Origin of the sequence: Burkholderia sp. BKH01, from assembly GCF_025685725.1 — a bacterium.
Taxonomy (GTDB): Bacteria; Pseudomonadota; Gammaproteobacteria; order Burkholderiales; family Burkholderiaceae; genus Burkholderia; species Burkholderia pyrrocinia_C.
Window position 1 is genome coordinate 106601 of the sequence record NZ_JAOTQT010000021.1, and the last position, 10628, is coordinate 117228.

The following is a 10628-nucleotide window of genomic DNA, read 5'->3' on the forward strand; positions in this document are numbered from 1 at the left end:
ACGCAAACGCGGACGGATCGCACCCCGCGACCACACGCTGCAGCCCGGCCGAATCCCGTTATAAGAAATTCAATAAGTATTTCATGCGGGAAATACTATAGGCGATATATCTAAAACAATGCCAGAATGCGCGCCGCTCCGAACGCCGCGACACCCTATCGCCGTCCGAGCCGCATCAGGAGGTTCCCCCCAAATGAAAAACCACGGCCTGTCACGGCGGGGTTTTCTGAAAGCCAGCCTGCTGGCGGGCGTCGCGGTGTATGTCGCGCCGCTGGGCAGCCGCGCATTCGCGGCGCTCTTCGAAGAAAAGCTCCTCACCCCCGTCAAATGGGATAGCGTCACCGGCATCCCCCAATTCCGCATCGACGGCATCGCGAAGGTCACGGGCTCGAAAGTGTTCGCCCGCGACGTCCGCGCTGCCGACATGCCGCACTGGCCGCAGCAGCAGTCGCATGCGCTGATCCTGCGCGTCACTCAGGCCGACCGCACCTACGAAGGCTTCGACCTGTCGCTGCTCGGCGACGACCTGAAACCGGACCGCGTGGTCACGGCCGACGATCTCGCGCGCGACGGCGTCGCGTTCCCGGCGTTCTACGGCGACGACATGCTGTTGCCGGCCGGCAAGACGCCCGCGTATCTCGGCCATGCGGTCGCGATCCTGATCTATCACGACTTCGCGCGCTTCCGCTTCGCGAAGAACGCGCTCAAGTTCCGCGACGACGTGATCCGCTACGGCGCGGCCACGGGCCCGCTCGAGCGCGATCCGTGGGGCACCTTCCGCTACGTGCGCGTGGGCGGCAAGACGGCCTACGACGACGACGTCTATTCGAGCCTGAAGGATGCGCCGATCTTCCCGAGCATGATGCGCAAGCACCTGCCGGTATGGCCGGACGGCAAGGAGCACGGCAAGCTCGACGAGCAGGGCATGTTCCTCGCGGGGCAGATCGCCAGCGAGCTCGACCACCCGACGGCCGACTGGCTCGTGTTCGATCGCGAGTACAACACGCAGTCGGTCGATACGGCCGCGCTCGAACCCGACAACGCGAACTGCTGGTACGACGCCGCGATGCAGTCGCTGCACCTCGTCGTGCCGACCCAATCGCCGCTCGAAGTGGCCGAGAGCGCGGCCGCAATGGTCGCGAAATGCCGCTTCCCGGTGAAGAAGCTGTTCGTGCATCCGTGCTACACGGTCGGCTACGGTTCCAAGGATCACTTCAACGTGCCGTTCTACGGGCTCGTGTGCGCGCTGTACGCGGACGGCCGCCCGGTACGTTTCGCGAACGATCGCTACGAGCAGTTCCAGACGTCGCTGAAGCGTCACGCATTCAAGATGCGCTACCGGATCGCGGTCGACCGCAACACGGGCCTGCTGCAGTCGTTCAAGGGCGATTTCGAGGCGAACGGCGGCGGGCGCTCGAACTTCTCGCCGTCGGTGGCGATGGTCGGCGCGACGGCCGCGCAATCGATCTACTACTTCCCGAAGAGCGACCTCGCGGCGGTGGCGATCGCGTCGCGCGCGATCGACGCCGGTTCCGCACGCGGCTACGGCACGCTGCAGAGCATGGCCGCGACGGAGATGGCGGTCGACGAGATCGCCGCGCAACTGAACATCGACCCGATCGATTTCCGGCTGCGCAACGCGCTGCGTTCGGGGATGAAGAACACGCAGGGCGCGATTCCCGCCGGCGCGCTGCGCGTCGACGAAGTGCTGGAGCGCGCGAAGCAGCATCCGCTGTGGACGCGCCGCGTCGCGCGCAAGGCCGAATTCGAGGCCGCGAACCCGGGCAAGCGCTACGGCGTCGGCTTCGCGTGCGTGCAGAAGGATTTCGGCACCGGCGCGGAAGCGTCGTTCGCGAAGGTCGAGTTCGACGAGCACGGCAAGGTGTCGCTGCAGCACACGGCTGCCGAGATCGGCACGGGCATGTCGACGTCGCAGGCCGTCGCGGTCGCGAAATGGCTCGGCCGTCCGGCGACCGAGGTTCGGGTGGCCGTGACCGAATGGCCGGACCTGCCGGTCGAGACGAGCGGCGATCCGTACATCATGTCGCAGGCCGACCAGGATCGGCTCAGCGCGAACCCGCGCTGGTCGCCGAACTATGCGTCGCCGTCGAGCGCGACGAATTCGGCGTACTACTTCACACACAGCACGCGCGAAGCCGCGCGCGCGGTGTTCCGCTACGGGCTGTGGCCGGCCGCGATGTCGATCTGGACGCGCGGCCTCGGCGGCGGCCAGGCCGCGCCGTACACGATCCGCATCGAGGACGCGCGCTGGGTCGACGGCAAGCTGACCGCCGACGGCCTCGAGCCGCTGACGTTCGAACAGCTCGCGAAGCAGGCGCATGCGCTCGGCCTGCCGACCGGCGCCGTCGTGCACGTGTTCAACCGCTGGCAATGGACCGACGCTGAGTTCGAAGTGGGCGGCACGGTCGAGCGTCTGCCGATCGACGGGCTGTCGCTGCGCGTCGGCGCGCCGAAGACGGGCGACACGACGGGCGACGGCAGCGGCCCGGTGCCGGGCACCGCCGCGCCGGCCGGCGCGACCGCGATGCGCGGCACGCTGCCGCCGACCGCGAACGGCTACCGCGTGCTCGACCGCAAGCGCGTGTTCATCCCGCCGACGAGCCGCAACAACGCGGCCGTCACGTACTACACGGCCGTCGGCACGCTCGTCGAGCTGGCCGTGCACGAAGCGACCGGCAAGGTCGAACTGCTCACGCACCACTCGATCATGGAATGCGGCAACCAGATTTCGCCGCAGCTCGTGTCGGGCCAGTTGCAGGGCGGCCTCGCGATGGGCATCGGCCATGCGCTGCATGAATACCTGCCGCTTTACGAGGACGGCCCCGGCAACGGCACGTGGAACTTCAACCGCTACCAGTTGCCGCGCGCATCCGACGTCGCGGTGTGGTCGCAGACGGGCGACATCCTGCCGCCGCTGTCCGAGACCGATCCGCCGAAGGGCGTCGCCGAAGTGGTGATGATCCCCGTCGTCGGCGCGATCGTGAACGGCATCGCGCACGCGATCGGCCATCGTTTCACCGACCTGCCGGTGACCCCGCAAAAGATTCAGGAGGTGCTCGCATGACGACCGCCCAAACCGCGGCTTCGGCCGCGAGCGCCAGCGCGGCTGCGACCGGCGCTTCCGAGCCGAGCGCGGCTTCGGCCGCACCGGCGTCCGCGCCGGCCGCAGCTCCGGCTGCCGTCGAGCGTCCGCTCGTCCGGTTTCAGCAGAAGCCGCTGTCGGTCAACATCAACGGCAAGTCCGTCGGCCCGATGCAGGTGCCCGAAGGGCTGATGATGATTGAGTTCCTGCACGAGTACGCAGGCCTCACCGGTTCGCGGCTCGGCTGCGGGCAGGGCATCTGCCATGCATGCGTCGTGATCGTCGACAAGCCGGACGGCACGAGCGAGGAAATGCGCACCTGCATTACCGGCGCGCACTTCTTCCACGGCCGCTCGATCCGCACGATCGAAGGCCACGCGAAGCGCAACGACGCGGGCGAAGTGGTCGAGCTGTCGCCGATCCAGCAGAAGTTTCTCGAGCACTTCAGCTTTCAGTGCGGCTACTGCACGCCGGGCTTCGTCAACGCGGCGACCGTGCTGATCGAGCGCCTGAAGCGCGAGCCGGTCGCGAAGGCCGACGTCGAACGCACGATCACCGACGCGCTCGACGCGCACATCTGCCGCTGCACGGGCTACGTCCGCTACTACGAAGCCGTGAAGGACGTGGTGCTGACGACGCCGGGACTCGTGAAGGACGCCGCATGAAACGCACATTCGCCCATCGTGTCGCGCTGGCCGCGGGCCTGCCCGCGCTCGCGGCGGCCTGCGCGCTGCTGCTCGCCGCCTGCGGCGGCCATGACGCGCCTGCGTCGAACGCGGCATCCGGCGCACCCGGTGCCGACCAGGTCGCGCGCGGCCGCTATCTCGTCAAGGCCGCCGACTGCGCGGCGTGCCACACCGCGAAGGACGGCGCGCCGTTCGCCGGCGGCGCGAAGCTCGATTCGCCGTACGGCACGTTCTACGGTTCGAACATCACGCCCGACAAGGATCACGGAATCGGCAGCTGGAGCGCGGATGACTTCCATGCCGCGCTGCACGACGGCAAGGCGCCGGGCAAGCGGCTGTATCCGTCGATGCCGTATACGTCGTACCGGCAGCTCACGCGCGCCGATACCGACGCGATGTATGCGTACCTGATGACGGTCAGGCCGGTCGCGCAGGAAAACCGTGCGCACGAGTTGAAGTTCCCGTACAACCTGCGCTTCGGCATGGCCGTGTGGGATCTGTTGTTCCTGAAGGACCGCCTGCCGGACGCGTCGGCCGGGCAATCCGCCGACTGGCAGCGCGGCCGTTATCTCGCGAACGCGCTCGGCCACTGCGCGGAATGCCACACGCCGCGCACGTTCACGGGCCAGCTCGACGGCGCGAAGCCGTTCGCGGGCGCCGTGCTCGGCCGCGTGGCCGCGCCCGACATCACACCGGCCGGCCTCGCCGCGCGCGGCTGGACGGGCACCGACCTGCAGACGTTCTTCGGCGTCGGCATCGCACCGCAAGGCTCGGCGTTCGGCGAGATGTATCCGGTCGTGCACCTGAGCACGCAAACCATGACGAAGGACGACCTGCGCGCGCTGTCCGTGTACCTGCTCGGCGACACGCCGCCCGCGCCGCAACCGGTGAAGCCGGTGTCGGCCGACGCCGCGCAGCTCGCGGCCGGCCGCTCGGTGTATCTCGCGGTGTGCGCGGGCTGTCACGGCTTCGACGGCGAAGGCAAGCCGCACGTTGCGGTGCCGATGAACGGCAACTCGACGGTGCGCCAGGGCGATCCGCGCAACCTGCTGGTCGCGATGCTCGACGGTATCGACGAGCAGAAGTTTGCCGGCTTCGAAAACCTGCAGCCGATGCCGGGTTTCGCGCACACGCTGAGCGACGACGAACTCGCCCAACTCGCGAACTACCTGCGCGCGACGTGGGGCGGCCAACCCGCGAGCGTCACGCCGGCCGATGTGAAGGCGATGCGTTAAGTCCAAGTCGTGCCGCAGGGCGGGGCGTCGCGCGCGATGCAGCCGGTTTCCGGTGCTCGCGCGCGATGCGTCGCCCGACTTTTCGAAGCGGTTCTTCAGTATTCTTCAGTAGCCGCCGCCACCTCCGCCACCGCCTCCGCTGCCTCCCGAACCGCCGCCGCCGTACCGGCTCATGCCCGGTCCTTGCGAACCGCCGCCGCCCGACTGCGTACATCCCGCCGACAGCACAAGCATTAGCGCCGCGATCAGCGCCGCGGCCAACGTTGTCGATTTCATTGCAATCTCCTTGCAGCGCGCAGGCCGCAGGACAGGCCGGTTCGCGTGAACCGCGCGTCTGCGCGATGAAGAAACGTCTCGGGCGAGCCGTTTATTCCATGCTTTTTGCGTATCGTCGCGGGCGATGGTGCCGGATCGGATGCGCCGCGCGATGCGTTGCTACACGCCGGACAAGGTGGGCGATATAAACGCAATCGCGACGCTCGATGCGATCGTGACGTCGGCCGTGATGTCGCACTGGCTGCATCGGCGGCTCGAACGCCGGCGATGAGCGAGAGGCGCCGTTCATCGGGTGCGTGACCGGTGAAGCGCATGAACCCGGCTAGCCGAACGGCACCGCGTGGCCGCGGTTGCGGCCCGCCATGCTTTCCTTTACGCGGATGCCGCCGCCGTGGCGGCGTCCGGTCAACGATAGACGAGATCGGCGCGGCGGTTTTGCGCCCACGAATCCTCGTCGTGGCCGAGCGCGACCGGCTTCTCCTTGCCGAGGCTGACTGCCTCGAGTTGCGTGCCCGGCACGCCGAGCGTTTCCAGGGCGCTCAACACGGCTTGCGAACGGCGTTGGCCGAGCGCGAGGTTGTATTCGGACGTCCCGCGTTCGTCGGTGTTGCCCTGGATCAGCACGCGCCGCGACGGATGGCCGCGCAGGTAGTCGGCGTGCGCCTGCAGCAGCGACTGGAATTCGGGCTTCACGGAGTACGCGTCGAAATCGAAATAGATGCTGCGCTTCGCGAGCGGGCTGTTCGGATTGTCGAGATCGTCGGCCGTCACCGTTGCGACGGCTTCGCTCGAGGGCGTCGGCGCCATGCCGGCATTCTCGGGTGTTTTCGCCGCGTGGTGGCAACCGGCCAGCAGTGCGACGGCTGCCAGGACCGCAAATCGGTTCGTTTTGCTCATCGTTCGTCTCCAGCGGTTGACTGCGTTGAAAGCGTGGTGCGTGCCATCTGCACGTACGTATCCGGCTACAACGGCGCGAAAAATCCGGCTTCGTCGGCGTGATGCAGGTTCGTAAGCCGGTGGTGCGCCATATGAAAGTTTGTTGCGCCCGGAGCGCCGAATCACGGCGCCGCTGCAAACAGATTAGGAAAAATGTCACAGCGCGACCAGTTTCTCCGCATTTTTTGCGCGGACGCGACAGTCCGGGGCGCATTCTTGCTCCCGCCGGCGGCGCGCGGTATGTGCTGCCGCAGCAAAAGGCCGCGCACGGGCGCGGCCTTTGCAACACGGGTCACCACGATCGAGCGGGGCTCGAAACGCGTGCCTTACGCAGTCGATGCAGCGGCGAAGCGCCGCGTCGTCAGAACTTGTGCCGCAACCCCAGTGCGACGACAACCTGGTTGCTGTTCGCCGAAGGCGTCAGCGTCCAGACGGTCGCGTTGAACGCGGGATTGCCGTTGCCGCCGCTCACGCTCTGGTAGACGCCTTCGAGATACGCGTCCGTGCGCTTGGACAGCGCATAGTCGGCCTGCGCGACGACCTGGTTCCACTTCGGGCGCGTCTGGCCCGTGCGCGTGTCGAAGCGGCCCATCGTGTACGTGTACGCGGCGGCGAGGCTCAACGCACGCGTGGCGAAGTAGCGCCCGTCGACCGTGAAGTTGTCGAACACCAGCGATTCGCCTTTCAGCGGCGCGATATTGCTGCCCTGGAGCACGCCCGTCACGCCGTCGGTGGTCGAGTGCGACCACGCGGCGCCGATCGAATGCGGCCCGAACGCATAACGGCCGGCCGTGGCCCAGATCTGCTGGTTGCCGCCCGTGATCGTCGCCGAGCCGTCGACAGTGCTCAGCGCGCCGTCCGGGTTCGGCGCATTGCGGTCGCGGCTGATCTTCAGGTAGCCGGCACCGAGCTTCAGCGGGCCGTTCGCATACGACAGCCCCGCGCTCCATGCCGCGTTGTTGGAGAACTGGCCGGCCGTGTTCGAGAAGCCGAACATCGCGCCGAACGTCAGCCCGTGGTACGTCGGGCTCGTGTATTTCACCGCGTTGTTGATGCGAAGGTTGCGGTTCGAATCGTCGTTGTCGTATGGATGGACCGCGAGGTTGCCGCCCCAGCCGGGGCCGGACGCGCCGAGCGGCGTCACGAAGTCGAGGATCAGGTCGTACTGGCGGCCGAACGTCAGCGTGCCGGCGGTCTTCGAGCTCACGCCGATCCAGGCCTGGCGGCCGAACATGTCGACGCCTTTCTGCGACAGCTTGCCGGTGGTGCCCGAGAAGCCGTTTTCGAGCGTGAAGACCGCGGCCATGCCGCCGCCGAGATCCTCGCGGCCGCGCAGCCCCCAGCGCGACGCGTTCAGTGCGCCGCTCGTCATCGCGACGCTGCCGCTGCCGGGCGAGCCGGCGCCCTGCGTGCGCTGGTTGGTCGAGTAGGTGATCGACGTGTCGATCAGGCCGTACAGCGTCACGCTGCTCTGTGCGTGCGCGATGCCCGGCGCGAAGCCGGTCAGGCATGCGGCAATGACGGTCCCCGCGACGCGCGCGCCGGCATGCTTGTTCATCTGGTAGGAATGCATAGGAGTTTTTATCGTTGGTCCGGCGCGGTCGCCGGCGGGTCGCGCCGGCGTGCTGGCCGACGGATCGAGCGGCCATTATTGGAGATCGTGCGACGGTCGATTAAGGCGTTGCACAGGAAAGGTCCTCTGCAAAATCGCGCAGAATCGCGGCGTGTCGGTGTTGGGGATTCAGTCGGAAGCGGTGGGGCGTGTGGTGCAGGAGGGCGTGTGTCGTGGCTTCGCCGACGCGTTTCAGATTCAGTTTCAGTGTGACGCCGAGCGGTTCACGCGGTCGGCGCGTGATCGACTGTCGAACGATTAACGGCGTGCAACCGGAAGTGCAGCTTCGACGCCACCGCTTCGATACGCTGCACGAACGGCGATCGCTTTGGCTTCGATCGCTTCCGGCGACGGGCAGAGTCTCAGGCGAACGGTAACGTCAGCCCTTGATGGACTCGCCCGCCCGTCGCTGCAGACGATAAGCCAGTGGCGCACGGGTAATGCCGAGCGTGCGCGCAGCTGACGACAGGTTGCCGTTGGCGTGCCGCACTGCCTCTTCCAGTAGTTGCTGTTCCAGCGCGGGCAACGATGTGCCGCTGCCTCGCATGTGCCGGCTCCAGCCGTCGACCAGGTCCAGCAGCGTCTCGGGATAGGGCGCGGGCGTGTCGCCGTGCCGTTCCGAGGCCAGCGTGGCTACCTCGCCGGCGATGGCCAGCGACAGCAGCGTGCTGACGTTCATTGCCGTGTACTTCCGCATCCAGATCGGCAATGCGCCGCTCGCGTTCTACCTGCCGTCGAAATTCGCCGCTACGATGGGCTCCCAGATCGATGGAAAGATCGGTCTGCTGCTGATGATTCCCTGGCTGTGCACGATCGCCGCGATGATCGTCGCGACCCGCTTCGCGGATCGTCGCGACAATCATCTGCAGGTCGCAGCCGGCATGCTGACGGTCGGGATCCTCGCGTTCGCGTCGCTGTCCGTGATCGATACGCCGGTGCTGACCTTGCTCGCATTCTGTATCGCGATTCCGGGCCTTGTCGCGTGCCAGCCGGTGTTCTGGTGCCTGCCGACACGCTATCTCGGCGGGACGGGCGCGGCGAGCGGCATCGCATCTCGTGGTGGGGCTGCAGTGCGGCGGCTCCGACGGATACTCGGGCATCTCCGCGAATCCCGCGCTGGGTGCGGCGGTCGACCGCCTGATACGCCAGGGCGGCACCGCGATACTCTCCGAGATTGCCGGCGGTTTGCGGTGCGTCGAAAAGCGGACATCCGAACTTGGCCGGAATCGGGCATTTGAACCTGGCGACGGTAATCAGATCCAGTTGCCCGCGGAATAACGAGTTTCTCGGGTGGTCGCCTGTTGCACGTCAGTTCACTTCAATCTATTGCGATCATCTCAGGCGAGGTGCGTAACAGCTCGGTTTCCCAGGAGACGCTCCATGCAGCGTCGACGTAGCATGCAATCGCAAGCCGACCGCATGACTTCATCTCTGCCGGGAAGTTGATCGTGGATGCGTCGGCTTCCGGGTGGCTCGCAGGCACCGACGTCGAATTCGATTTCGTCAACTTGTAATTGAAGAACAGAGAATTTCTCGTTTTTGTTGAATTCCGCGAATTGTAAACAAAAATAAAAATTCATCCGTGAATTCAGAGTGCTTAATGCACGCCGGATGAGTCAATTCAATCAGTAATATCAATCATCATGCGAAGCCGAATGGCGGGCGTATGATGCATCGTTCCGATCGCCCGAATTCAAATAATGCGAACAGTGTTGCTGCGATCGCCGCAGCGACATGAATACTCGCGGCAAATTCGTTTCATAAATGGTCGACCGGAAATATCACTGCAGTCTCAAGCGCATCCACCTTTGCATGTCGCGTGTGTAAGGGGAGAAGTCCGGTCGCCGGTGAGGTTGTCATGAAAATTCAAAGGAGACCGCCGCTCCCGTGACAAAAAGGGGATGCCCTTTCAAGGGTCAACGGGGAATCCATCTTGAAACTCACCACACGCGAGATGGTCGTGTTGGGTCTGGTTGCGAAAGGCCTGACCGACCGTGAAATCGCGGCCGAACTGGTCTTTTCCGTATCAACCGCGCGCAAGCATCGTGAAAATCTGCTCAACAAATTCGGCTTCCGGAAATCCGCGCAGCTGACCATTCGCTATTTCATTCTCTTTCCCGACGTGCTCAAAAAAACGACGCCTCGCGTCGTGCCGACCCGTTCTCGCCGCGCGAACGCGAAGTACTGAAACTGCTTGCGGACGGCATGAGCGACAAGCAGGTCGCCCGTGCACTGGGCATCAGTGACCAGACCGCCCGCAAGCATCGCTCGCATCTTCTCGGGAAGACGGCTTCTACCAATATCTGCGCGCTGCTCCATACGGCCGTGCTTTCCGGCTGGCTCACCGAGCCATTTTTCGTTCCGCCGTCCGGCTCGCAATGACAACAACGCATACCGCATTTGCCGAATGGAGCCGGCAGGACCCGCCTCGCAGAATTGACCTGCCGATTCCTCCGATGTTTGCTTCGACGCACGCGTCCTGAGTCGATGGAAGCATCGCCGGCCGGCATGTGAACGGCGCGCATGACGCACCACTTGCGGCTTGTGCGCCGACTCTTTCCTCTTGATCCAGGACTTGAAAATGACTCATGTACACCATGCATTGCCGGGGGTACCGCACACGGTCACGGGACACATTCCGGCTTACGCGTCGACCGTGGCGCAAGGTGCGTTCGCGCCGCAGGGCGTGGGCGGGGCCATCGTCGGCACCGCGGCGCCGATGATCGGCGAACTGCTCGGCCGACTCGGCGGCCTGCTGCCGTTTGCTGCGCAGCCCCAAG

General features: G+C 65.7%; 8 protein-coding genes and 2 pseudogenes. 7 read left to right on the forward strand and 3 right to left on the reverse strand.

From position 1 onward, the window contains the following. The first annotated feature begins 193 nt into the window (after window positions 1-193). The 3 genes from OEJ37_RS25900 to OEJ37_RS25910 are packed head-to-tail and all read left to right on the forward strand — an operon-like array spanning window position 194 to window position 5024. Window positions 194-3085, forward strand: coding sequence for a xanthine dehydrogenase family protein molybdopterin-binding subunit (locus OEJ37_RS25900; protein ID WP_263346869.1), 2892 nt, complete (start codon window positions 194-196; stop codon window positions 3083-3085). Then, the gene (locus OEJ37_RS25905) at window positions 3082-3768 is read left to right on the forward strand and encodes a (2Fe-2S)-binding protein (protein ID WP_175946275.1); all 687 of its coding nucleotides are present in this window, start codon (window positions 3082-3084) and stop codon (window positions 3766-3768) included. Before OEJ37_RS25900 ends, OEJ37_RS25905 begins: the two co-directional genes overlap by 4 nt. After that, complete coding sequence (locus OEJ37_RS25910) at window positions 3765-5024, forward strand: cytochrome c (protein WP_263346873.1); 1260 nt, start codon at window positions 3765-3767, stop codon at window positions 5022-5024. Before OEJ37_RS25905 ends, OEJ37_RS25910 begins: the two co-directional genes overlap by 4 nt. Window positions 5025-5705: 681 nt before the next feature. On the opposite strand, the gene pal is transcribed toward OEJ37_RS25910, so the two are convergent. The 3 genes from pal to OEJ37_RS25925 form a co-directional block, all read right to left on the reverse strand. Beyond that, window positions 5706-6197 (reverse strand): peptidoglycan-associated lipoprotein Pal, encoded by a 492-nt coding sequence (gene pal / locus OEJ37_RS25915; protein ID WP_175918019.1) that lies wholly within the window; start codon window positions 6195-6197, stop codon window positions 5706-5708. A gap of 400 nt (window positions 6198-6597) precedes the next feature. Beyond that, entirely contained in the window at window positions 6598-7809 is a 1212-nt protein-coding gene (locus OEJ37_RS25920) for a porin (protein WP_263346877.1), read from the reverse strand. A gap of 418 nt (window positions 7810-8227) precedes the next feature. Then, window positions 8228-8527: a helix-turn-helix domain-containing protein gene (locus tag OEJ37_RS25925; RefSeq protein ID WP_411859289.1), complete on the reverse strand. Its 300-nt coding sequence runs from the start codon at window positions 8525-8527 to the stop codon at window positions 8228-8230. Window positions 8528-8889: 362 nt separating this feature from the next. Here OEJ37_RS25925 and OEJ37_RS25930 point away from each other — a divergent pair. The 4 genes and pseudogenes from OEJ37_RS25930 to OEJ37_RS25945 all read left to right on the forward strand — a co-directional run. Then, a pseudogene (locus tag OEJ37_RS25930) lies at window positions 8890-9021 on the forward strand (D-galactarate dehydratase); the annotation flags it as partial. 760 nt (window positions 9022-9781) lie between these two features. Then, on the forward strand, window positions 9782-10036 hold the full coding sequence (locus OEJ37_RS25935; RefSeq protein WP_208459174.1) for a response regulator transcription factor: 255 nt from the start codon (window positions 9782-9784) through the stop codon (window positions 10034-10036). 17 nt (window positions 10037-10053) lie between these two features. Then, a complete protein-coding gene (locus tag OEJ37_RS25940) occupies window positions 10054-10230 on the forward strand; it encodes a hypothetical protein (RefSeq protein ID WP_175918017.1) in 177 nt (58 codons plus the stop codon). A gap of 199 nt (window positions 10231-10429) precedes the next feature. After that, window positions 10430-10628 (forward strand): annotated as a pseudogene (locus OEJ37_RS25945) (hypothetical protein); the annotation flags it as partial.

What these genes read in the sequence shown, in the direction of transcription:
- OEJ37_RS25910 (WP_263346873.1), top strand. Translation starts at nt 3,765, where the DNA reads ATGAAACGCACATTCGCCCATCGTGTCGCGCTGGCCGCGGGCCTGCCC.
- OEJ37_RS25925 (WP_411859289.1), bottom strand. Translation starts at nt 8,527, where the DNA reads ATGAACGTCAGCACGCTGCTGTCGCTGGCCATCGCCGGCGAGGTAGCC.
- pal (WP_175918019.1), bottom strand. Translation starts at nt 6,197, where the DNA reads ATGAGCAAAACGAACCGATTTGCGGTCCTGGCAGCCGTCGCACTGCTG.
- OEJ37_RS25940 (WP_175918017.1), top strand. Translation starts at nt 10,054, where the DNA reads ATGAGCGACAAGCAGGTCGCCCGTGCACTGGGCATCAGTGACCAGACC.
- OEJ37_RS25905 (WP_175946275.1), top strand. Translation starts at nt 3,082, where the DNA reads ATGACGACCGCCCAAACCGCGGCTTCGGCCGCGAGCGCCAGCGCGGCT.
- OEJ37_RS25920 (WP_263346877.1), bottom strand. Translation starts at nt 7,809, where the DNA reads ATGCATTCCTACCAGATGAACAAGCATGCCGGCGCGCGCGTCGCGGGG.
- OEJ37_RS25900 (WP_263346869.1), top strand. Translation starts at nt 194, where the DNA reads ATGAAAAACCACGGCCTGTCACGGCGGGGTTTTCTGAAAGCCAGCCTG.